Consider the following 22,581-nt stretch of genomic DNA (forward strand, 5'->3'; position numbering starts at 1 on the left):
GACATATGAGTGCAAAGCAAGAAAACGCAAAGAAAAGAACGGGTTTAGGTCGTGGTTTAGGTGCCTTATTAGAAGATTCTGATGGAGGTGGCTTGCAAGCGCGTCATCCTTCTGATTTTGCAGGAAGTCTAGAAGGGATGAATTTGATGGATGAGATTGCGTTAGAGTTGATCGAAACCAATCCATTTCAGCCTCGCGAGTATTTTGCACCAGAGGCTTTACAAGAATTGGCAGAGTCTATTCGTGTTCAAGGTATCATTCAGCCTATCACTGTTCGTAAGATTTCAGCCAAAAAATACCAATTAATCTCCGGAGAACGTCGTTATCAAGCGTCTAAACTAGCAGGTTTAAAGACCATCCCGGCCTATGTTCGGACGGCTGATGATCAGCAGATGATTGAGATGGCTTTAATTGAAAACATCCAACGGGAGAATTTAAATGCCATTGAAATTGCACTTTCTTACAAGCGATTAATGGAGGAATGTGATTTAAAGCAAGAAGATTTAGGGGCTCGTGTAGGAAAGAACCGTTCGACGGTGACGAATTACATGCGTTTACTAAAATTACCACCAAGTATTCAAATAGCCATTCGGGATAATAAATTATCGATGGGACACGCGCGTTGCTTGGTTTCATTAGAGGATACGGTTTTGCAAAATACATTATTCCTGAAAGCCATGGCAGAAGATTGGTCTGTTCGTCGACTTGAAGATGCGGTGCGACAATCAGGAAACATTGATGTGGCTACCTTAGGTTCGACTACCAATAAGGTTTCTGCGCATGAATTGCAAGCTTGGCAAGCGATATTGAAATCATTTTTTAAAGCACCCGTAGCTTTAAAAATGAATGATAAAGGAGAAGGGGAGATCAAATTGAGTTTTAAATCGAAAGACGAGTTATTAACTATTCTTAACAAAGTTCAATAATGTACTTCAGGTACCTCCTATTAGTTTTGCTTTTGCCATTCAGTTTACATTCAAAGGATGTAAAGGACACGGTTCAAGTAAAGCCCCTAGTGAAACCATATAAAATCATTCCGCGACAAGCAACGCTTAAGTCCTTAATGATTCCCGGTTGGGGTCAGTTATATAATAGACAGTATTGGAAGTTACCTTTAGTGGCTGGGGCTTTTGTTACGTTGGGAGTGATTGCGAATTACAATAATGTTCGCTACACGAAATACAGGGATTTTTATTATCAAGTTTCCCCCCACCCTGAAGATCCATCTTATAAACCGCCCACTACGGTAGCCGTGCCTTATGAAGATGGAACAATTAGGGACTTGGACATCAATCAGCTAAAGCGATTGACGGATGGGTTTCGAAGAAATAGGGATTATACTTATATAGGCATGGTTTTGGCTTGGACTTTTAATGTGGTGGATGCGAATGTAAGTGCTCATTTGAAAACGTTTGATGTCTCTGATGATATCAGTTTAAAGGTGAAACCGACGGTAGATTACCAGCCTTTTTCCCAAAGTTTGGTATCCGGCATTACCTTGTCATTTAATTTTAAATAAGGATGAAAATAGTTTTAATTGGTTATGGTAAAATGGGCAAGGAGATCGAACGTTTAGCGTTTGGTCGTGGCCATGAAATCGTAGCTAAAATAGATGTAGAAAATCAAGCAGATTTGCAGGCTTTAACTTCTTCTGACGCTGATGTAGCGATTGAATTCTCTCATCCAGCCTCTGCTTACTCGAATATTCTAACGTGTATAAACAAACAGATTCCTGTTGTTTGTGGAACGACAGGTTGGTTAGAGAAGAAAGCGGAAATAGAGGCATTGACGAAAGAGAAGAATTCTACTTTTTTTTATGCGTCCAATTATTCGATTGGTGTGAATTTATTTTTCCGCTTGAATAAGATGCTTGCGCAATTAATGGCGCCTCAAAAAGACTACGACATTTATACGAATGAGATACATCATTTAGAGAAGAAAGATTCTCCTAGTGGTACGGCTATCACAATTGCTGAAGGCATAATTGATGCTTATGTCACAAAGGATAAATGGGTGAATAATGAGATACCGGCGGCGAATGAAGTGGCTATTTGGTCTCAACGTGAGTCTATTATCCCGGGTACACATACTGTAAAGTATATTTCTAAAGTAGATCAAATTGAAATTACCCATGAGGCTTTCAGCCGCGAGGGATTTGCCTTAGGCGCTGTGATTGCAGCGGAATGGGTTCAAGATAAAAAAGGCGTCCTAGGTATGGACGATATGTTAAAATAAGATGAAAGAGACACCTAAAAAACAAAAGTCAGCCTTCAGAGAGTGGTTAGATTCGGTTGCATTTGCTGTGGTAGCAGCGACTTTAATTCGCTTTTTTGTATTTGAGGCTTATACCATTCCTACACCTTCGATGGAGAGTTCTTTGATGGTAGGGGATTTTCTATTTGTGAGTAAATTACATTATGGGGTTCGAACGCCTAAGACTCCTTTGCAATTGCCTTTGACTCACCAAAAGATTTGGTTTACCAATATTCCATCGTATTTACGTTGGTTAGATTTGCCTATTTACCGTCTTCCTGGTTTCTCATCAGTCAAACAAGGCGATGCGGTAGTCTTTAATGTACCTAATTATGAGGAGGATGGTGATGCACCTGTTGATTTGCGTACATTTTATGTAAAACGTTGCGTAGCGACTCCGGGGGATGTGTTAGAAGTGCGTGACCAACAGGTGATTGTAAATGGTAAGGCGATGGTCAATCCTGAAAGGATGCAACATCCTATTTTTATGAAGACCAAAGAGAATTTAGATGATAAATTCTTTGAAGAATATGGAATTCGTAATGCCCCAGATGCGAGTTATGATTCTGCTGATTGGTTGCCTTTAGCGGAGCCAGATTCCCAAAATGTTTTATGGGGATATAAGTTGAATACTTCGAAGGCCATGATGGACGAGATTCAAGCACAGCCTTTCAGCAAAACGTTTGACACTAATTTCTTTAAAGATCCTAAAGGAGTAACTTTTATCGATATTTTCCCTCATGATACAACATTGTACAAATGGAATCGAGATTTCTATGGTCCTTTAAAAGTACCTGCGAAAGGATTGACGGTAGCTTTAACACCTGGGAATGTGGCTTTATACAGCGAGGCTATTCAGAAATACGAAGGAAATAAGAATTTGGTTGTTAATGGATATCAAGTTTCCATAGATGGTAAGGCCATTACTTCTTATACCTTCAAGCAGGATTATTATTTTATGATGGGAGATAATCGCCATAACTCAGCTGATTCGCGTTTCTGGGGCTTTGTTCCTTCAGATCACATTGTTGGAAAAGCCTTCTTTGTTTGGATGTCACTTGATGCGAATAAGTCTTTATTCTCTTGGAAATTCTGGGAGGTTATTCGATGGAATCGCCTCTTCAGATTCGTAAACTAATATAAAAGGCAGCTCCAGAGCTGCCTTTTTTGATTATAATACTTTCAGAACAAACCCTTTTAAGTAATTACTTTCTGGGTGAAATAAGTTAATCGGATGATCAGGTGATTGTGTCATTTGATGAATTACCTGAATCTCTCTGCCTACCGCAATTCCTGCTGCTACGAGCATATTGTAGAATAAATCGCGTGTGATTACTTGTGAACAAGAATAAGTGAAAAGTAATCCGTTTTTCTTAATTTTCTTTAGAGCTAATTCATTGATTTTTTGGTAGCCTTGAAGCGCCTTGTGTTTCGCATTCATCGATTTTGCGAAAGCTGGTGGATCTAAAATGATTATGTCAAATTCATCTTCATTGGCCTTCAAATAAGGTAGGGTTTCTCCTACGATGGCTTCATGCTGTAAGCCTTGCATTTTATTTAATTCGATATTAGCATTGACTAAGTCGATTGCTTTAGCTGAGGCATCTAAGGAGATAACTGATGCGGCGCCAGCTTCCAACGCGTAGAGTGAAAATCCACCTGAATAACAGAAGGTGTTTAATACTGATTTCTCTTTGGCATATTTCGCTAATAGGGCTCTATTTTCGCGTTGATCGATGAAGAAGCCTGTTTTTTGGCCTGTGATCCAGTTAATGGAGAAAGAAATTCCATTTTCTTTTACGGTATAAGGAACCGCTACTTCACCAAAAACATAGCCATTCGTGCATTTTTGTGCATATTCTGTGGGTAATGTCTCTCGGCTTTTATCGTATATAGCTTTGATTTTCTTGCCTAAAATCTTTTTAACGGCTTCCACAATCTCATCGCGATCACGGTGCATCCCAATGGTGTGTGCTTGAAAAACGAGCACATCCTTATACAAATCCATTATCAAACCTGGACAACCATCACCTTCCCCGTGAATGAGGCGAAAGGCATTGGTTTTTTCTAAAGGCAATAGTGCACGTAAATCCCATGCATTTTGAATTCGTTTTTCCCAAAACTTGCTCTTTGATTCAATTTCCTGGAAAGAGATGATTTTAACGGCAATACTTCCATTGTGGTAGTGACCTGTTCCTAAGAATTCATCGCGTGAACTAAAGACTGTAACCCAGTCACCATCTTGAAGATTAGGGCTTTGTTTTGCAATAGCTCCGGAAAATACCCAGGGGTGGAAACGTTTCACCGGTGCGTCTTTTCCCGGCTTTAATTGAATAAAAAGAGTGGATTTCATTCTGCAAAAATGCAAAATTTATTCGAAAGATGGTTGACCAGCCTCTAACCAGGCAGAATACCACAAATCACCCACGTGTTGAACGGCTGCTAAAAACCGGGATTCAATCTGCTTATTTAGCGCTTTATGATAAGCAAGGCTATATTTTATACTAGGTGTTTTGATTAAGCTTGAACCCTTTTGTATGAAGCTATATTTTTCAGCTTCTTTTATCTCAACACTCACTTTAGTAGCCATTGAAAATAGCATGGGTAGTTGCTTATGTGAGGCAAGTACCCATGTCCATGAACTATGCTGTACATCAGGAATAAAGTTTGCTGGTCCACTAAATTGGTCTAGCTGCTTACCTAGAATTTCAGGAATTCTGGATTCCCAAAAGCTATGCAGTCCGTCTTGCCCAGTCTTTTGGCCATCATAATTTGAACTAGTGTGTAAAGGAACATGTGCATCTGCCACATAATGCCCTAGTTCAGCTGATAATTTAATGATTTGCAAACTATCTTTTTTAATAAATGCCTGAATCAATCGTTGGTAGACAAGGGGAATATGCCAGGGTACGATACCGTGCTTTCTTAGTGAATCTTCAGGTATTTTACGTAGCATTTGCTCCCAATTAGTAAAACTAACTTGGTTTAGGTCATATTTGTCTAAATCAATGTAATGCCGTGCAGCTTCTTCATCAAGTAGGTAGCGTCTAGCATCAGGAAGCACGGAAAGATCTTGAATTTCTTTCTGATGTCTTCGGTAGAATGAATATAACGGTAGGGGTAAAGTGTAGGTGGCCAATAAGTTTATTTTTCGATGTCCAAAGAATCCCCAAATAGCTCTTGTTTCTGACTGAGCTACAAAACAGCTTAGCAATAACACATAAATTTTAAAAGTACTCTTGCTATTTAATTTCATATTATGTACTTTTGCAATTCAATTTTGTAAAAAGAGAATTTTATTTAACAGATGGCAAATCATAAATCAGCACTAAAGCGTATCCGTTCTAACGAAGCAAAGCGTTTACGTAATCGTTACCAACACAAGTCTACACGTACATTGATCAAGAAATTGAGATTGACGACTGATAAATCTGTTGTGGTAGAGCTTTTCAAGCAAGTTTCTTCTTCTTTAGATAAATTGGCTAAGAAAAACATCATTCACAAGAATAAAGCTGCTAATCAAAAATCTAAATTAGCTAAGTTAGTGAACAAAGTAGCTGCTTAATTTTAGATAATCAAGATAGTGATAAACCCCTCCGCAAGAGGGGTTTATTCGTTTATAAGGTCTACCTTTCTTGAATGAAAACTGTCAGGAAAGAGGATATGCCTCGAGAAAAATTAGCTCGATTAGGAGCAAGTGAAATGTCGTTGGTTGAAATCTTGACCATACTGATAGGTTCTGGATTTGCAGAACATTCTGCAGCAGAATTAGCTCAACTTATATTAAATACTATTGAAGGAGATTTGTGTCTTTTAGCTCGCTACAATTTATATGATTTTAAGAAACTTAAAGGAATAGGCCCTGCTAAAGCCGCCCTATTAGTGTCAGCTCTTGAATTAGGTAGACGAAGGCAGATTTTCGAATCCAGTACTAAATTGGTTATTAGAAATTCTGTGGACGCTTACAGTTTGATAAAGCCCTATTTATCAGATTTGATTCGAGAAGAATTTTGGGTCTTTCATTTAAATCGAGCCTCTACAGTCGTATTTGCGGAGAAATTAAGTATAGGAGGGGTTTCTGGTACTACCGTTGATTTACGTTTGCTATTCAAATCTGCTTTAGAACGGCTTACATCCTCTATAATATTAGCACATAATCATCCAAGTGATCAAATGAGGCCTAGTTGGTCAGATATTGAATTAACGAAACAGGTGGTGGATGCCGGTAGGATATTTGATATTGATGTGGTGGATCACCTCATCATAGGTTCGACTACTTTTTACAGTTTTGCAGACGATGGGAAATTAAACTAAAAGAGAGAGGATTATTTACCTCTCTCTTGATAGATTTTTTGAAGTTTAGCACCCACTACAATTGAAATTGCGAATAAGATGATAAAAAAAGCTGCTCCTGAATATCCCATTGTATTATTGTTTAATGATTCAAATTTACGAATAATTTTAAAGAAGTCCTTTGGTGCTAGGTAAAGAATCTAAATTTTTTCTGTCTCGATTCACCGCTATTTTAATAGCCTTCGCAAAAGCCTTAAAGATCGCTTCTATCTTGTGGTGTTCATTTTCTCCCGTCGCTTGAATATTTAGATTACATTTTGCGCCATCTGAGAATGATTTGAAGAAGTGAAAGAACATTTCTGTAGGCATTTCGCCTATCATCTCGCGTTTGAATGAAGCTTCCCATACAAGCCAATTACGGCCAGAGAAGTCAATCGCGACTTGAGCTAAGCAGTCATCCATTGGCAATAAGAAACCATAACGCTCGATACCCTTCTTGTTTCCTAAAGCTAAGGCAAAAGCCTCACCTAAGGCTATACCCGTATCTTCGATGGTATGGTGCTCGTCAATATGCAGATCGCCATTTACTTTAACCGCTAAGTCGAGATTTCCGTGTTTCGCTATTTGGTCTAACATATGATCGAAAAAGCCTAAGCCTGTTTCGTTCTTAGCGATTCCTTTGCCGTCTAAATTTAAATCGATGGCAATTTTTGTCTCGTGCGTGTTTCGTTCGTGTTGCACATGTCTAGCAGGCAAAAGGAAGAATTCGTGAATCTCATTCCAATTCATGCATTGCAATGCAGTATAAGATTGTAATTCGGTAGGGATTTCTAGATCTCCAATGAAGATAGCTTTGGCCCCTAAATTCTTTGCTAATTCAATATCAGTTAAACGATCACCAATGACGAATGAATTCGCTAAATCAAACTCATTCGTGAAATATTCACTTAGTAAACCAATACCTGGTTTACGTGTTGGTTTATTTTCGTGTGCAAAACTGCGGTCAATATGAATTTGTTCGAAGTTAATTCCCTCTGAAGCGAATATGTCTAACATCTTTTGGTGTGCTGGCCAAAACGTTTCTTCTGGAAAAGAATCCGTCCCTAAACCATCCTGATTGGTCACCATCACTAATTTATACTCAGTGATGGTGTTTATTTTTTTCAGATTAGAGATAACCTCGGGCAAGAAGGAAAGCTTTTCGAAGCTATCAACCTGCTGGTCAATTTTAGGTTCTTCTATCAAAGTCCCATCTCTATCAATAAATAACACCTTTTTCATCTTACAAAGGTAAGCAAATAAAAAAAATAAGGTAATTTTGTTTTAGAAATAATCCATATGAGCCAGGTTTTTACATTAACAACACCCGAAGAAAAAGCATTTTTTGCCAAGCGTCTTGCTGACCTTTGTACTGAGAAGCAAGAGAAAGTAGTGGAGTTGATTCCTGCGTTTGAAGCGGTGGTATTGGGTAGTGTGCTTAAATTATTTCGGAATAGAATTCGGTTTAATGCCCTATATAATTTTATGTTGGCTAAATCTGCTCCTCAAGAAGATGTAGCGAAATTAGTAAGCTCAGGTAAAGGAATGCCTGATTATGATTTAATGTATCGATTTGGAGAAGGGGTGATGGGGATTTTACTTCCGGATAAGAAAAGTGCAGTTGCCACTTTATTGGGAGGGCAATTAGGTGCAAAAAGTTCGACTATCATTAAGGGACTAACTTTGAGTTATGCCCTTTACGGATATCGTCTTAAAGAGTTTGATTACGATGCTTTACGAGATTACAAGTCTTTTGGAGAATATTACTTACCTGCCTCTAGTGATTTTTATACCTTAGCACCAGCTAAAATTCAAGTTGCTCTAGTCGACATTTTGGTATTAAAAGATGTTTTGAAAGGTGACAATTTTGTTTTTGACGAGCCTTTTGTAGCAGTGGATGATCGTCCATCGCGTAATTACAAGTTAATTGCTGGGGTTATTACTGGAATTGCATTATTGTCGATTGGTTTGTTTTTTACCTTTAGAAGTGGAAACTCAGAAGAGATAGTGGTTAAAGAGGATACAGATCAAATCATACCGATCGATAGCCTTAATAAATTAAATGATAGTCTAACAAAGGCAGTAGTTGATTCAGTAAAAGCTACAAATGATTCTTTAATTTCATTAGCTTGGCCTGAAGGCAAGCCGTTCCAGATTCCTAAGGAATCTATGATCGTAGAATTCCACGCGTATGTGACTGATTCTACCGTTGTTACCCCTTTGGAACTTACTTGCATAGAACTTGATTTTAGTGATAAAACAGAGTTGTTAGCTTCTCCTAAAACCTATTTATTTAAGCAGATTGCTGCGGGTATGAATAAATTCAAAGACGTAGATGTGCAGGTGCAGGTAGCCTCAGAAAAGGGGGTGATTGTAGCAAAAGAGCACGCCTATGTGTTGAAGAATCGACTGGTAGGTGAGGGCTTAAATCAGAAGCGAATTTCAGTTGCCACTTTGCCTAATTCCTCGAATAATCAAATCATTTTCAGCTTTAAAAAGCGTTCTTCATTAAAATAGTACAATTTTATTGCATGCTAATTTAATAAGCGGTACTTTTGTGCTTTGTTTATTAAATACATCCGCAGGAACTCTCTTTTTTCCTTTATTCAAAGGCTATCGGCAGGAGTTAAATTACGGATGTGTTCGGGCATCGTAATTAAATATATCAAATGAGTGAAAAAATTCGCTTCGATTCGCTTCCATTGTCGGAAGGAATCCAAGAAGCAGTAAAAGAAATGGGCTTTGAGTTTGCTTCTCCCATCCAATCAGAAGCAATTCCTTTCGTAATGGAAGGTCGTGATGTCATCGGTCAAGCGCAGACAGGTACTGGTAAAACAGCCGCGTTCGGTATTCCGATGATTGAGCATATTGTTCCTTTTGAGAAGTATGTTCAAGCAATCATCTTATGTCCTACGCGTGAATTAGCGGTTCAAGTTTCTGAAGAAATGAAGAAGTTGTCTAAGTTTACCAAAGGGGTTTGGGTGACGACGGTTTATGGTGGAGATTCCATCGATCGTCAAATTAAGTCCTTGAAAGCAGGGGCTAACATCGTGGTGGGAACACCAGGTCGTGTCATCGACTTAATCGAGCGTCGTGCGTTGAAATTAAATCAAACATCGATGGTGGTTTTAGATGAGGCGGATGAGATGTTAGATATGGGATTCCGTGAGGATATCGAAAGTATTTTGGAAGAAATTCCAAACGAGCGTCAAACCGTCTTGTTCTCAGCAACGATGTCAAAGCCTATTATGGCCTTAACAAATCGTTATTTGACTAACCCTAAGTTAGTGAAGGTAGTGAAGAACGAAATCACGAACGTGAACATCGAGCAATTATACTATGATGTAAAAGGTCGTGCGAAAATGGAAGTGACGACTCGTTTGATCGACTTCTATTCGTTGAAATTAGTCTTGATTTTCTGTAACCAAAAGAAACGTGTGGACGAAGTAGTGGAAGAATTGATGTTGCGTGGATACGCTGCTGAAGGTCTTCACGGTGACTTGCGTCAATCACAACGTACCCAGGTAATGAATCGTTTCCGTGGTGGAAATGTAAGTTTCCTAGTGGCGACGGATGTGGCAGCACGTGGTTTGGACGTAGATAACGTGGATGCCGTAATCAATTACGATATTCCATTAGACGAAGAATATTACGTACACCGTATCGGTCGTACAGGTCGTGCCGGTAAGTCTGGTAAGGCATTTACGTTAGTCGTAGGAGCTGAGCGCAATCGTTTGCGTGATATCATGAACTACACGAAGGTGAAGATCGATAAAGGAGTGATTCCTACTTTCTCTGACGTAGTAGGTGTGAAAAAGGGTATGTTTATTGATCGAGTAGGTGCTACAATCGCTGAAGGCGGTTTAGAGTTATTTGATGATGCTTTACCTAATTTCCAACATGCTGGTTTCACTGTAGAGCAAGTTGTGGCTGCGTTAGTAAAGATGAACATGGGTGTCGTGAAGAACGAATTCGGTGATGAAAATCTCGAAGGCGATATGGAACGTAGCTCGCGTAAATATGGTCGCGATGAACGCGGTGGCGGTGGTCGTTTCGAAAGAGGCGGTGGCGGTGATCGTTGGGGTGGCGGAGATCGTGGCGGTGATCGCCGCGGTGCTGGCCGTTTTGAAAGAGGTGGAGATCGTGGCGGAGATCGCGGTGGTCGTTTCGAAAGAGGCGGTGATCGTAACTCAGCTCCTCGTGGTCCTCGTGTGGATCGCGATGGTAAGCCTTACAAATCTGACGAAAATATGGTACGTCTAGTGGTCAACATTGGATTTAACGAAAAAATCTCTCCATCGAATATCGTGGGAGCTTTTGCAGGAGAATCAGGTATTCCAGGAAACGTATTAGGTCAAATTCAAATCGAGAACAAACACACGTTTGTGGATGTACCGAAAGAATATGCGAATGTCGTATTAGACAAAATGAGCGGCGCCCAAATCAAGGGTAAGCGAGTGAATGTCGATATTGCGAAAGCAGACAAATAAGTAGAAGGGGCTCAAATTGAGCCCCTTTTTTTAGGCCATTTTGCGTAAATAGAAATGCTGTTTAGGGCAAATGGGTTTAAAGAATAGGAGCCCAAGGTCAAATAGATCAACTGTTTGGATCACCGCTGGATGCGAATATAAAGAATTCCATATTTCCTCTTTATCGTGAGGTTTCTCAAACAGAATGATCGTATTATGATCAGTTTTGGCAAGATCTATTTTTGATTGAATCTCAAGAAGCGAGCAATCTGAATAACGTTTTTGAAGTCCCTCAATTAATTGCACATATGACAGCCGCCGATTTAAATAGGGATTCAATAATTCGCAATACAAGGCATAAATGGAAGGTGAATGTAATCCATGTGCCGTTTGTGACTTGAAGTAAAATTGAAGCCGATTCATTAATTTAAGTGATAAGCGGGAATAAGCTCAAATGGAGGTATGTCTACTTTGAAGGTGGCTTGGTTTTCTAAACTCAGGAACACATAATGTCCACTCATTTTACCAATAGATGAAATTAATGGGCATCCAGAGGTATAGGTAAATGAATTTCCTGGTTCGATAATAGGCTGTTGGCCCACAACTCCTAATCCGTTAACCGTCTCTTTTGAACCTATTCCATCGACAATCTCCCAAAAACGACTCACAAGCTGTCCCGGTTGGTTACTCAAGTTTTTGATTGTAATTTGGTAGGAGAAAAAATGCTTATAGGGTGGATTTAATTCCATTTCGGGTAGATGCGATGTATCTACTGAAACTAAGAATCCATTTGAATATGCTTCTATCATCCTAATAAGGTCTAATGTGTAATCTGAAAGTAAAATTAGCTGATTCTTTGAATAATGATTGGAAAAAGGTGTTGAATTCATCGATTTCCTCTCCTTATTTTAATCACCTCAGTCGATTTTTAGAATCTGAATTTGATCAAAAAGAAATTTTCCCACCTATGGATGCGGTTTTCGCTGCATTTCAACATTGTTCATTTCTAGATACCAAAGTGGTAATCATCGGTCAAGACCCTTACCACGGCCTTGGACAGGCACAAGGTTTATCATTCTCTGTTCCGTCTGCTTTCCCTTTGCCGCCTTCGCTTCGTAACATCTACAAAGAACTTTACGACGACATGAAAGTCATTCGATTTGACGGCGATTTAAGTTCTTGGGCTAATCAAGGAGTCTTATTATTGAATAGTGTATTAACAGTCCGCTCAGGAGAGCCAAATTCGCACGCAAAACAGGGTTGGGAAGAATTTACACAAGAGGTTATCGGAACTTTGAGTAAAGAGAAACAAAACATCGTCTTTGTTTTATGGGGTGCACACGCACAAAAGCTATCAAAATTTATCGATCCTCAACGACACTTTATCATTGAAGCTGCGCATCCTTCACCTTTATCTGCTAACCGGGGTGGATTTTTTGGGACTAAGCCGTTTTCGAAGATTAATGAGTACCTTTTCGCGAGTGGGCAAGAGGGGATTGATTGGGGACGAGATTAGAGATAAGAGAGTATAGAGAAAAGATATGGTAAATGGTGAATGGTAAGTGGTAAATTCTCTACTCTCTACTCTCTACTCTCTACTCTCTACTTTATAATCTATAATCTACACTCTCTTCAATTGACTCGGAAAGTACACATACTGATTCGCGAATTCCTTTTGGAAAAAACCAGATACAATTCCTTCAATAAATTCTTTGTGCTTTTCTTCGAATTCGGGTAGCCAACATTGTAGCGAGTAGCCATTTGAATCAGGTTCTTGGTGAGAACTTATTTCAAATAAATGAATCTGGTCGACGAAGGTTTGCTTCTCTATTTCAGGCATAATTACCGTTTTCAAGGCTTTTAATGCGGTCTCTGTAATGCTTGGCTCTATAAAGAGCGATATGTTGTATTGTATCATGATTTCTTTAGGCTTTTAGGGCGTTATATAGAATTTCTGCTGTGTGGTAACCGGTTTGTTCGATGCCATCTTTGATTTGATGACGGCAAGAAGTTCCATTGCTAGCTATGATACTCTTGATGGGTTTATTTAACAAACGAGGGAATAGAACAAGGTTAGCGATTTGTTGAGAGATTTTATAGTGTTTTTTCTCATAGCCAAATGATCCCGCCATCCCGCAGCATCCCGTAGGCAACAATTCTACTTCATATTGGGCTGGAATGGTTAAGGCGATTCGGGTAGAGGTTAATCCTGCAATTGATTTTTGATGGCAATGTCCGTGTAAGAGGATTTTTTGCTGTTTTCCATGGAAAGAGTCAGCTGATATTTTGCCTGCTTTGTATTCTCGGGCGATGAATTCATCGATTAACAGACAATTTGGTTTTAATTTTTCCGCTTGTTCGCGTTTATCAGCGTCTACTAGCGATGGTATTTCATCTCGGAAGGTTAAGATGGCACTCGGTTCAATACCGATCAAAGGATGTTCTTTCGATATTAAATCACCTAATTGCTCCACATTTGCATTAGCTAAAGCTTTAGCTTCTATCAACATTCCTTTGGAAATAAAACTTCTGCCTGTCACAATTCCTTTAGGAATGATAACTCCGTAGCCTAAGGCATTTAATAATTGAATCGTTTTTTGGCCTAAAGGCACCTCATTGTGATTCGTAAATTCATCTGCTAAAAGATGTACAAATCCATTCTTAAAGGCATTTTGAGGGTTTTTGGAAGTATAGCGTTCGAACCATTTCTCTAAACTTGTGAATTGTACGGTAGGCAAACTTCGGTCGATGGAGAAGCCCATTCCTAGTTTGATCAACGAAGAGGTTAGCGGGAATTCAACTAAGAAATTGTACAAAGGAGAAACATAACTAGCGTAGCGCTGTAGGGTAGGAAAGTGCCCAATTAATTTTGTGCGAAGAGGAACTCCATTTTTCAAATAGGATTGCTGTAAGGTTTCTGCCTTTAATTTTCCCATATCGACGCCTGATGGACATTCGGTTTGGCAACCTTTGCAAGACAAACATAAGTCTAAAATTTCATGTAGGTCAGGGTTGCTAAATGTCTCCTCTTTAGGCGAACTGAGCAATTGACGTAATATATTCGCTCTGGCTCGAGTGGAATCTTTTTCCTGTAAAGTGGCCATATAACTGGGACACATGGTTCCTCCACTTAACGCTGTTTTTTTGCAATCACCAGATCCAGAGCACTTTTCTGCTAGACCTAGAGGGTTTTTCCAAACTCCGTAATCAAAGAAATAACTAGGTTCTGCAGCTTTTTTATTCGTAAATCGGAAGGCAGTGTCCATGGCGGGACTATCCGTTATTTTACCTGGATTGAATAAATTATGGGGGTCAAAAACGTGCTTAATTTCTTTAAATAGACTGTAAACTTCTTTTCCCATTAAGGCAGGGATGAACTCCCCCCGAAGACGACCATCTCCGTGTTCCCCACTCAATGATCCCTTGTATTTCTTCAGAATCTCGACCGTTTCCGTAATCAAACTGCGGAAGATAGCTATTCCCTCGGAGCTCTTTAAGTTAATAAATGGCTCGATATGCAATTCTCCCGCTCCTGCGTGTGCATAGTAAGCGGCATTCGTTTCGTATTTTATGAGTAAAGCCTGTATTTCAGCCACATAAGCTGGTAAGTCCAAAGGATCTACAGCGCAATCTTCAATCAAATTAACCGGCTGTGTATTTCCCCCTAGATTTCGAATTAACCCTAGACCAGCTTTTCTGATGTCCCAACCTTTGGCAATTTCATTTCCATATAAAGTGGGGTAGGAATAGCCTAATTTTTGTGACTTCAATTGCTCAATGAGTCCAGAAACCTGCTCTTCTAAGCTGATACGATCGGTTGAACGAAACTCTACCATCAAAATGGCAGCTGGCTTTCCATCAATAAATCCGCGGTCTTTTTCGAAATTAGGATGGCCTTCCGTAAACGAAAGTATGTAATCATCCACTAATTCAGAGGCAAGAATAGGATGCTTAAGAGCTTCAATATTTACTTGTAAGGACTCTTGTAAAGAATGACAATGAATACACACTAGTGCCACTTCAGGCTCAGGAAGATCTAATAAATTTAATTTCATCGCGTGAACGACGGCCAAAGTTCCCTCTGATCCTGCCATCAATTTGGATAGATTAAAGAGTTCCCCATCCGGCGTAAATGGCTGCATATCCAATAAGGCATCCAATGCATATCCCGTATTTCTACGTTTAATGGATTTCTTAGGAAACTTATCCCGAATCAAGCTTTGAATTTCTGGGTTATTCAACATGCGATGAATCTCGCGGTAAATCTTGCCCTCTAAATTTTGCAGGGTTGTCTTGTGGTAGAATTCTTCCAGCGTCAAAGGATGCGTATGTATCTCTGTTCCATCCGATAAAAAAGCACGTGTTTCCAAAATATGATCGCGCACTGATCCCCAAACAATGCTATGTAATCCACAGCTATTATTTCCTAGCATCCCACCTAAAAGAGCTCTATTTGCGGTGGATGTTTCTGGACCAAAAAACAAATCAGCCGTTGCTAAATGTTTATTTAAGTCATCCCGCACAATTCCAGGCTCTATCCAGACTGATTTTTCTTTTCGATTCAAAGAAATGACTTTACTTAATGCGGAAGATATTTCCATTACGACACCATCACCTACAACTTGGCCCGCAAGAGAAGTGCCGGCTCCTCTAGGAATTAAGCCTGTTTTTGCCTGACTCGCAAATTGTATCAGGCGTTTGATGTCTTTGGATGAGGCTGGAATAGCAACAGCGGCTGGTTTTACTTGGTAAACGGAAGCATCGGTGGCATAAATACGCTTCGCTATTTGAGAAGATTGGCTCTCGTCAAAAAATAATTGACCTTCAAAGTGGTCTTTCAACAAACGTACTTCGTAATTGCTCCAGCTCATATTTCCAAAAGGGAAACTAAAATTACAAAATCCAATCTTACCTTCATATTGCCATTCAAAGTTTATACCATCTGTTCATAAAAAGGAAGCGTATTTCTAGTAATTAATTTTTTAAATTTGAGTTTAGCAAAATCCTATGAAGTTTTTAATTCAAGTTTACGAGAGTTTGATCTTTGCCTACCAGGCTTTGAGATCTAATATTTTACGAACAACTCTTTCGCTGTTAGGTGTAAGCGTTGGTATTTTTGCTATCGTAGCTGTATTCACAGCGGTAGATTCCCTAAATAAGAATATTCGATCAGAGATTGATTCCTTTGCTGGCACTGGAGTCTTGTATGTTGGAAAATGGCCATGGGAAATGCAAAGCAACTATCCTTGGTGGAAGTATTTGAATCGTCCAGAAATGAAGTATGCGGAGTTTCAATTTCTAAAGGATAATTTACAATCAGCCAAAGCCATAGCCATTATCGATAATGGCCGTTCAGCTTCTGCAACTAATGGAAGTTCAAGTATGGATGTGAACATGACGGGTGCGAGTTATGATTACAATCAAATTACCAGTGTTCCTGTGCAATTTGGACGTTATTTTTTGCCGATTGAGTCGGAGAATGCATTAAATGTAGTCATCATAGGTGCCAAAGTTTCAGAAAATCTTCAGGCCGCTGTCGGTGATCAGATAAAGTTAAATGGGATTAAGTTTCAAGTAATTGGCGTAATTGAAAAGAAGGGAAGTGATATGTTGAGTTTTGGTGGAACTCCTGATGAGAAAGTCTTTATTCCCTATTCTACATTTTCTGCTGTATTTCAAAAAGATCAGCCGGCTCCAGATATAGCTATTAAAGCTTTAGATGACGATATTGGACAAGAGAATTTAGAAGGTGAAGTGACAGGATTAATGCGCTCATTACGTTCGATAAAGCCCAAACAGGAAAGTAATTTTTCGGTAAATCGACTTGATGGATTAAACCAATTCTTTGATGGTATTTTTGCCGCGTTAAATGTGTCTGGGGCTTTAATTGCTGGATTTTCTCTCTTAGTAGGAGGATTTGGGATCGCGAATATTATGTTCGTTTCGGTAAAAGAGCGAACGAATATTATTGGAATCCAAAAGTCATTAGGAGCAAAGAATTATTTCATTCTATTCCAATTTCTTTTCGAAGCTGTTTTCTTGAGTTTGATTGGAGGTATAGTAGGGATTGGGTTGGTCGTCTTACTCACACTTATTCCGCAAGATGCTTTGCCACTGGTACTATCAATGAAGAATATAGTGACAGGATTGTTTATCTCTAGCTTTATCGGAATTCTATCGGGAATTATCCCGGCTTGGGTTGCTGCTAAAATGGACCCCGTGATCGCGATTCGATCTAAGTAAACTAGTATTTAACTGACTACTGGTTACTGACTACTTGTTACTGTCCACTGGCTACTGCCGACTGTCCACTGCCCACTGAGTTAAGCCCACAAAAAAGCCTCCCCTAAACAAATAGGAGAGGCTTTTAATTTAAAGAATAATTATAAAGATAAAGTATCTAAAACCGAGTTCATATTACGAACTGCATCAGCTGACTTATTGAAAGCAGCTTGCTCGTCTTCTGTTAATTTATAATCTACGATTTTCTCCCAACCATTCTTGCCTAAAACGACAGGAACCCCTAGGCAGATATCTTTTTGGCCATATTCTCCTTCAAGAGATACACAACAAGCCATAATCTTCTTTTCATCTCGAACGATCGCTTCCACTAAAGCTGCTCCTGCAGCACCCGGTGCATACCAAGCTGAAGTTCCTAACAGGCCTGTTAATGTCGCACCACCTACCATCGTATCAGCGACTACCTTGTCTAAAGTAGAATCATCTAAGAATTGAGAGACAGGAACACCATTGTAGGTCGCTAAACGCTTCAATGGAATCATCGTTGTATCTCCATGGCCACCAATAACGGTTCCAGAGATATCATTGATAGACACATCCATTGCTTTTGCTAAATAGCATTTGAAACGAGCTGAATCTAGAGTACCACCCATACCGATGATGCGGTGCTTGTCTAATCCAGCAATCGATTTCGTTAAATATGTCATCGTGTCCATTGGATTAGAGATGATAACGATAATCGGGTTTTTCGAATATTTTAATATATTTTCAACTACACTTTTTACGATTCCAGCGTTCACTCCGATTAACTCTTCACGAGTCATACCTGGTTTGCGTGGAAGTCCTGACGTAATCACCACAACATCAGAATTAGCTGTTTTTGTGTAATCACTAGTAGATCCGATTAGTCTAGTATCAAAACCTAACAAGCTAGCTGTTTGATACATATCTAATGTTTTACCTTCTGCGATACCCTCTTTGATATCTAATAAAACTAATTCATCTGCCAATTCTTTTCTGGCAATGTTGTCAGCACAAGTTGCTCCTACAGCACCTGCTCCTACTACTGTGATTTTCATTGTTATAATTTTTGGTAAGTATGATTCAAAAAACGATACAAAAATACGACAAATCCTTAAATGATTTCATTATATTTAAGCATTAATCGAAATTATTATGTCACAATCTGGGACTTGGGTAAAGCGAATTGTCGACTCCCATTTTTTTAAAGAAGCAATGAATAAGAGTGAAATGCTCTTTTCTCAAAACCAAGTGGGCTTATTATCTTTGATTAAAGGAGCTTTGAAAAAGGTGCAAGAGACAGCCGCTTCTAGCGATTTAACTGTTGTAAAATTATTGAATCGCTATATTATCCTTTTTAGCGAACTTATTAAGGCCTATGTCCAAGGTTCATATACTAAGCTACCTGTTAAAACGTTAATTAAAATCACAGCTGCTTTACTCTATTTTGTAATGCCCTTTGACTTTATCCCTGACTTTTTGCCTTTAGTCGGATTTGCAGATGATTTAGCTATTGTAGTTTGGGTAGGGAAGGCAATCAAAGATGAGCTAGATGAGTTTGAAAAACATCTTTAAATACACGAATAATTAACCTTTTTTAAATATATTTACGAAAATTTAGACAAAACACGATATGATGACTGCAAGCATATTATTATTTTTAAATAGCCTAGGTGGTGGCGAAATGTTACTGATTGGGTTATTGATTTTGTTGTTTTTTGGAGGCAAGAAACTACCAGAATTAATGAAAGGCCTAGGAAAAGGTATTCGCGAGTTTCAAAATGCGAAGAATGATGTGAAAGATCAAATCAATAAAGAGTTAGACGATACGAAAGAATAAGTCACTCTATTTCCCTATATCTGCATAGTTGAAGAAATTCAACTATGCTTTTGTGTTTATATAGATTCCTAATTTTAATGAGTTATACGAGTCAACCCTATGCCAAAATCAGGGAGAAATTGTTAGCGGGTGAGCTATCTGTTTATTCTATAGTGGCGAGTCATTTAGATCAAATTTATGCGCATAATAAAGCTTTGAATGCTTTTTTGGAGGTGTATGAGGACGAGGCGATGGCTCAGGCTGTGCTTGTTGATGCTAAAATTAAAGCTGGAACCGCAGGTAAATTAGCGGGTTTAGTCATAGGTATTAAAGACTTACTTTGTTATAAAGGGCATCATTCGTATGCTGGAAGTAAAATATTAGACTCTTTTAAATCGACCTTTTCCGCAACGGCAGTTCAACGTTTGTTAGATGAAGATGCGATTATTATAGGTCGTCAAAACTGCGATGAGTTTGGGATGGGCAGTACAAATGAAAATTCAGCGTATGGTCCAGTTCTGAATTTTTCGAATCCGGCCCATGTGGCGGGAGGGAGTTCAGGTGGTTCCGCAGTAGCGGTTCAAGCAGGAATGTGCCAAATTTCATTAGGAACAGATACGGGTGGATCCATTCGCATGCCCGCCGCATTTTGTGGTGTAGTAGGTTTAAAGCCTACCTATGGTTTAGTCTCTCGTTGGGGATTAATTGCTTATGCGTCCTCTTTTGATACGATTGGACCGATTTCAAACTATGTTTCAGATGCCCGTTTAGTATTAGATATCATTAAAGGGGATGATGGTCAGGATAGTACGTTGAGTTCCACTATTCCTGCTGTTCAAAAAGATCAAAAAAGTATCGCTTACATCAAAGAAGTAGTAGAGCATCCTAGTCTTCAACCGGAAATTAAAGTAGCATTTGAAGCTCAGGTTGACAAATTGAAACGTCTTGGATATACAGTGGAAGGTGTTGAATTCACTTACATCGATCAGTTGTTACCCACTTATTATGTGTTGACTACGGCTGAATCTAGTTCTAATTTAGCTCGATTTGATGGAGTGAAGTTTGGACATCGAACTAAAAATCCGGTTGATTTAACGCAGCTTTACAAGCGTACACGTCAAGAAGGTTTTGGAGAAGAAGTACAACGTCGTATTATGTTAGGCACCTTTGTTTTAAGTGCGGATTATTATGATGCCTACTATACGAAAGCCCAAAAAGTACGTCGATTGATTCAAGAAAAAACGCTCGCTATTTTAGCGGATTATGATTTTATCATTTCTCCTACGACTTCATCTACGGCTTATCGTCTAGGGGAAAAGACCTTGGATCCAATCCAAATGTATCTAGGGGATTTATTTACAGTTCAAGCTAATGTTACTGGTATTCCTGGTTTATCGATACCTATGGGTAAGGATTCCACAGGATTACCGATGGGTTTTCAATTGATGACTAATCCATTTCAAGAGGAAAAATTGTTAAATGTAGGCGAATTATTAAGCGATGATTTGGAATAGAATTGTTCTTCTTTCTTGTTTATTTATTTCCTCTATTTCCTTTGGACAAATCACTGGGGCTTATCAACCTGCCTATGATTTTAAGCAAATTGATTCGTTAGCTAATCTAGAGCAAGGCGGTCCTCCGGCTTTCAGTATCGACCCAGGATTGATTCAAGAGCGTTTAAAAAAGCTGGAAAATGAGATTCCGTTACATTACAATATTATTACGCACCAGTTTGTGGAAATTTTTGCCTTTCGTAAGGCAAGTTTCACGCAGCGAATGTTAGAGCGTAAAGATATTTATTTCCCTTTGTATGAGAAGTATTTAAAAAAATATGGCTTACCAGATGAATTGAAATACTTGTCATTAATTGAGTCAGGTTTAGAAAATAAGGCTATTTCAAATAAAGGAGCGGGTGGACTGTGGCAATTTATGCCCTATACAGCGAGAGGAGATTTTGGGATGCGGGTGGATCAATATATTGATGAACGATTCGATGCGGAAAGAGCCACAGATGCCGCATGTCAGTATTTGAAACGACTATATAAAACATTTGGAGACTGGCATCTTGCCTTAGCAGCCTATAATACGGGACCCTCTAATGTGAAAAGAGCGATGCGTCGCTGTGGCGGTTCGAATGATTTTTGGGGGATTTACGCTTGCCTTCCTGCACAGACAAAAGCATACGTACCCCAGTTTATTGCGATGACGTATATGATGAATTACCATTGGGATCATTCTATTCAGCCAGAGAACTGGGTAATTGAAATTCCCAAGGATAGTATTTTAGTCAGTGGTTATCTTAATTTATCTACTTTATCTCGTTTAACAGGTTTTTCTTTAGATACCTTAAAGCGTCTGAACCCGCATATCATATCACATTTTTTACCTAAAAATGCGCAACAGGTAAAGGTACATATACCAAGAAGTCATTTTTCTTACTTCGAAAAAAATAGATCTCAAATTTTAGATTCAGCCAGGACAGACTTAACTGCACCAGATTTAGTAGAAATAGATACTTCCCAGACAATAGAAGAACCATCTCCAATTGCAAGAAGACATACGTATAAAGTGAGGAGCGGGGAAACGCTTTCTAGCATTGCAAGGAAGTTAGGATTAAGTACTTCTGAGCTAAAGCGATTAAATAGAATCAAAGGTTCTAAATTAAGAAAGGGGCAGATACTGGTTTATTTTAAGCTAGCGAAAGTAAAGACCTCTCAAAAGTGGAAAAAAACGTCCTCAAAGAAGAAAAAGAAAAAGGTTTCAAAAAAGAAAAAAGCCAAGTCTAAAAAACGCCGTAAACGCAGGTAATTATGATAGCTTATTTGAAAGGTAAATTAGCACACAAAGATCGCGCGCATGTGATTATTGATGTGAATGGAGTAGGTTATGAGGTTAAAATTTCTTTGCAGACCTATGCTGCATTAGCGGATGGAGTAGAGCTATGTAAGCTTTTTACGCATTTGCAGGTCAAAGAGGATTCTCATACCTTAGTTGGTTTTCATTCCATGGACGAGAAACTATTATTTCTTGATCTGATTTCTGTATCAGGAATTGGATTGAGTACGGCTTTAGTCATGCTTTCGTCTTTTTCCTCTAATGAGATTCGTTCTGCAATTATGAATGAAAATATTGCGTTGATTCAATCTATTAAAGGAATTGGTTCTAAGTCTGCTCAGCGAGTAATTTTAGAATTAAAAGATAAGTGTAAGAAAGATGCCCTCTTTGTAGAGGCAGGGATAGCTTCTCATGATGCACATTTTGGCAATAAACAAGAAGCATTAGCGGCATTAGTTACCTTAGGAATTCCTCGGACTGCAGCTGAGAAGAGTTTGGACAGTATTTTAAAGACTAATCCAGAAGCTTCCGTTGAAAATTTAATCAAATTAGCCTTGCGATAGTTGAAAGCTGAAAATAGATATATTTTTTCCTTCGTTTTATCCCTTTTTT

23 protein-coding genes are annotated in these 22,581 nt (G+C 38.9%); 15 read left to right on the forward strand and 8 right to left on the reverse strand.

The window, feature by feature from the left end:
- Window positions 1-5: 5 nt before the first annotated feature.
- Genes ACRZ9O_RS00990 through lepB form a run of 4 tightly spaced genes read left to right on the forward strand, consistent with a single transcriptional unit; the run spans window position 6 to window position 3,391 of the window.
- Complete coding sequence (locus ACRZ9O_RS00990; protein ID WP_459455501.1) at window positions 6-926, forward strand: ParB/RepB/Spo0J family partition protein; 921 nt, start codon at window positions 6-8, stop codon at window positions 924-926.
- Window positions 926-1,519 (forward strand): DUF5683 domain-containing protein, encoded by a 594-nt coding sequence (locus ACRZ9O_RS00995; RefSeq protein ID WP_459455503.1) that lies wholly within the window; start codon window positions 926-928, stop codon window positions 1,517-1,519. The genes ACRZ9O_RS00990 and ACRZ9O_RS00995 overlap by 1 nt, the downstream gene beginning before the upstream one ends.
- A 2-nt stretch (window positions 1,520-1,521) precedes the next feature.
- Window positions 1,522-2,235, forward strand: a complete 714-nt coding sequence (dapB, locus tag ACRZ9O_RS01000; protein ID WP_459455505.1) for a 4-hydroxy-tetrahydrodipicolinate reductase — start codon at window positions 1,522-1,524, stop codon at window positions 2,233-2,235.
- A 1-nt stretch (window position 2,236) separates the two neighbouring features.
- On the forward strand, window positions 2,237-3,391 hold the full coding sequence (gene lepB / locus ACRZ9O_RS01005) for a signal peptidase I (RefSeq protein ID WP_459455507.1): 1,155 nt from the start codon (window positions 2,237-2,239) through the stop codon (window positions 3,389-3,391).
- A gap of 33 nt (window positions 3,392-3,424) precedes the next feature.
- Here the strand turns inward: lepB and ACRZ9O_RS01010 are convergent, their stop codons facing one another.
- Together ACRZ9O_RS01010 and ACRZ9O_RS01015 are read right to left on the reverse strand one after the other, a co-directional pair.
- Window positions 3,425-4,606, reverse strand: a complete 1,182-nt coding sequence (locus tag ACRZ9O_RS01010) for a class I SAM-dependent rRNA methyltransferase (RefSeq protein ID WP_459455509.1) — start codon at window positions 4,604-4,606, stop codon at window positions 3,425-3,427.
- An 18-nt stretch (window positions 4,607-4,624) separates the two neighbouring features.
- A complete protein-coding gene (locus ACRZ9O_RS01015) occupies window positions 4,625-5,509 on the reverse strand; it encodes a zinc dependent phospholipase C family protein (RefSeq protein WP_459455511.1) in 885 nt (294 codons plus the stop codon).
- A gap of 51 nt (window positions 5,510-5,560) precedes the next feature.
- Here ACRZ9O_RS01015 and rpsT point away from each other — a divergent pair, with 51 nt between their 5' ends.
- Together rpsT and ACRZ9O_RS01025 are read left to right on the forward strand one after the other, a co-directional pair.
- Window positions 5,561-5,818 carry a 30S ribosomal protein S20 gene (rpsT, locus tag ACRZ9O_RS01020; protein ID WP_223130782.1) on the forward strand — a complete coding sequence of 86 codons (258 nt, stop codon included), beginning with the start codon at window positions 5,561-5,563 and terminating at the stop codon, window positions 5,816-5,818.
- Window positions 5,819-5,892: 74 nt separating this feature from the next.
- A complete protein-coding gene (locus ACRZ9O_RS01025) occupies window positions 5,893-6,567 on the forward strand; it encodes a JAB domain-containing protein (RefSeq protein WP_459455513.1) in 675 nt (224 codons plus the stop codon).
- Between the two features lie 147 nt (window positions 6,568-6,714).
- Here the strand turns inward: ACRZ9O_RS01025 and hisB are convergent, their stop codons facing one another.
- Entirely contained in the window at window positions 6,715-7,827 is a 1,113-nt protein-coding gene (gene hisB, locus ACRZ9O_RS01030) for a bifunctional histidinol-phosphatase/imidazoleglycerol-phosphate dehydratase HisB (RefSeq protein ID WP_459455515.1), read from the reverse strand.
- Window positions 7,828-7,884: 57 nt separating this feature from the next.
- On the opposite strand from hisB, the gene ACRZ9O_RS01035 reads away from it, so the two are divergent.
- Entirely contained in the window at window positions 7,885-9,102 is a 1,218-nt protein-coding gene (locus tag ACRZ9O_RS01035; protein WP_459455517.1) for a hypothetical protein, read from the forward strand.
- Window positions 9,103-9,254: 152 nt separating this feature from the next.
- Window positions 9,255-11,075 carry a DEAD/DEAH box helicase gene (locus ACRZ9O_RS01040; protein ID WP_459455519.1) on the forward strand — a complete coding sequence of 607 codons (1,821 nt, stop codon included), beginning with the start codon at window positions 9,255-9,257 and terminating at the stop codon, window positions 11,073-11,075.
- 30 nt (window positions 11,076-11,105) lie between these two features.
- Here the strand turns inward: ACRZ9O_RS01040 and ACRZ9O_RS01045 are convergent, their stop codons facing one another.
- Both ACRZ9O_RS01045 and apaG read right to left on the reverse strand, forming a co-directional pair.
- Window positions 11,106-11,477, reverse strand: coding sequence for a hypothetical protein (locus tag ACRZ9O_RS01045; protein WP_459455521.1), 372 nt, complete (start codon window positions 11,475-11,477; stop codon window positions 11,106-11,108).
- Window positions 11,477-11,863 carry a Co2+/Mg2+ efflux protein ApaG gene (gene apaG / locus ACRZ9O_RS01050; protein WP_459455523.1) on the reverse strand — a complete coding sequence of 129 codons (387 nt, stop codon included), beginning with the start codon at window positions 11,861-11,863 and terminating at the stop codon, window positions 11,477-11,479. The genes ACRZ9O_RS01045 and apaG overlap by 1 nt, the downstream gene beginning before the upstream one ends.
- A 14-nt stretch (window positions 11,864-11,877) precedes the next feature.
- Between apaG and ACRZ9O_RS01055 the strand changes: the two genes are divergently transcribed.
- Complete coding sequence (locus ACRZ9O_RS01055; protein ID WP_459455525.1) at window positions 11,878-12,570, forward strand: uracil-DNA glycosylase; 693 nt, start codon at window positions 11,878-11,880, stop codon at window positions 12,568-12,570.
- Between the two features lie 105 nt (window positions 12,571-12,675).
- On the opposite strand, the gene ACRZ9O_RS01060 is transcribed toward ACRZ9O_RS01055, so the two are convergent.
- Both ACRZ9O_RS01060 and ACRZ9O_RS01065 read right to left on the reverse strand, forming a co-directional pair.
- Entirely contained in the window at window positions 12,676-12,972 is a 297-nt protein-coding gene (locus tag ACRZ9O_RS01060; protein WP_459455527.1) for a DUF4286 family protein, read from the reverse strand.
- A gap of 7 nt (window positions 12,973-12,979) precedes the next feature.
- Window positions 12,980-15,925: an FAD-binding and (Fe-S)-binding domain-containing protein gene (locus ACRZ9O_RS01065; protein ID WP_459455529.1), complete on the reverse strand. Its 2,946-nt coding sequence runs from the start codon at window positions 15,923-15,925 to the stop codon at window positions 12,980-12,982.
- Between the two features lie 136 nt (window positions 15,926-16,061).
- Here ACRZ9O_RS01065 and ACRZ9O_RS01070 point away from each other — a divergent pair, with 136 nt between their 5' ends.
- Window positions 16,062-17,297: an ABC transporter permease gene (locus ACRZ9O_RS01070; protein WP_459455531.1), complete on the forward strand. Its 1,236-nt coding sequence runs from the start codon at window positions 16,062-16,064 to the stop codon at window positions 17,295-17,297.
- Between the two features lie 140 nt (window positions 17,298-17,437).
- Here the strand turns inward: ACRZ9O_RS01070 and mdh are convergent, their stop codons facing one another.
- The gene (mdh, locus tag ACRZ9O_RS01075) at window positions 17,438-18,373 is read right to left on the reverse strand and encodes a malate dehydrogenase (protein ID WP_459455532.1); all 936 of its coding nucleotides are present in this window, start codon (window positions 18,371-18,373) and stop codon (window positions 17,438-17,440) included.
- A gap of 97 nt (window positions 18,374-18,470) precedes the next feature.
- On the opposite strand from mdh, the gene ACRZ9O_RS01080 reads away from it, so the two are divergent.
- From ACRZ9O_RS01080 to ruvA, 5 genes are all read left to right on the forward strand, one after another.
- Window positions 18,471-18,890 (forward strand): YkvA family protein, encoded by a 420-nt coding sequence (locus ACRZ9O_RS01080; RefSeq protein ID WP_459455534.1) that lies wholly within the window; start codon window positions 18,471-18,473, stop codon window positions 18,888-18,890.
- A gap of 61 nt (window positions 18,891-18,951) precedes the next feature.
- On the forward strand, window positions 18,952-19,155 hold the full coding sequence (locus ACRZ9O_RS01085) for a Sec-independent protein translocase subunit TatA/TatB (RefSeq protein ID WP_130896812.1): 204 nt from the start codon (window positions 18,952-18,954) through the stop codon (window positions 19,153-19,155).
- A gap of 77 nt (window positions 19,156-19,232) precedes the next feature.
- Complete coding sequence (gene gatA / locus ACRZ9O_RS01090; RefSeq protein WP_459455537.1) at window positions 19,233-20,648, forward strand: Asp-tRNA(Asn)/Glu-tRNA(Gln) amidotransferase subunit GatA; 1,416 nt, start codon at window positions 19,233-19,235, stop codon at window positions 20,646-20,648.
- Entirely contained in the window at window positions 20,635-21,942 is a 1,308-nt protein-coding gene (locus ACRZ9O_RS01095) for a lytic transglycosylase domain-containing protein (RefSeq protein ID WP_459455539.1), read from the forward strand. Before gatA ends, ACRZ9O_RS01095 begins: the two co-directional genes overlap by 14 nt.
- 2 nt (window positions 21,943-21,944) lie before the next feature.
- Complete coding sequence (gene ruvA / locus ACRZ9O_RS01100) at window positions 21,945-22,532, forward strand: Holliday junction branch migration protein RuvA (RefSeq protein ID WP_459455540.1); 588 nt, start codon at window positions 21,945-21,947, stop codon at window positions 22,530-22,532.
- The last annotated feature ends 49 nt before the right edge of the window (window positions 22,533-22,581 follow it).

It is taken from the genome of Aquirufa sp. HETE-40SA, from assembly GCF_054558635.1.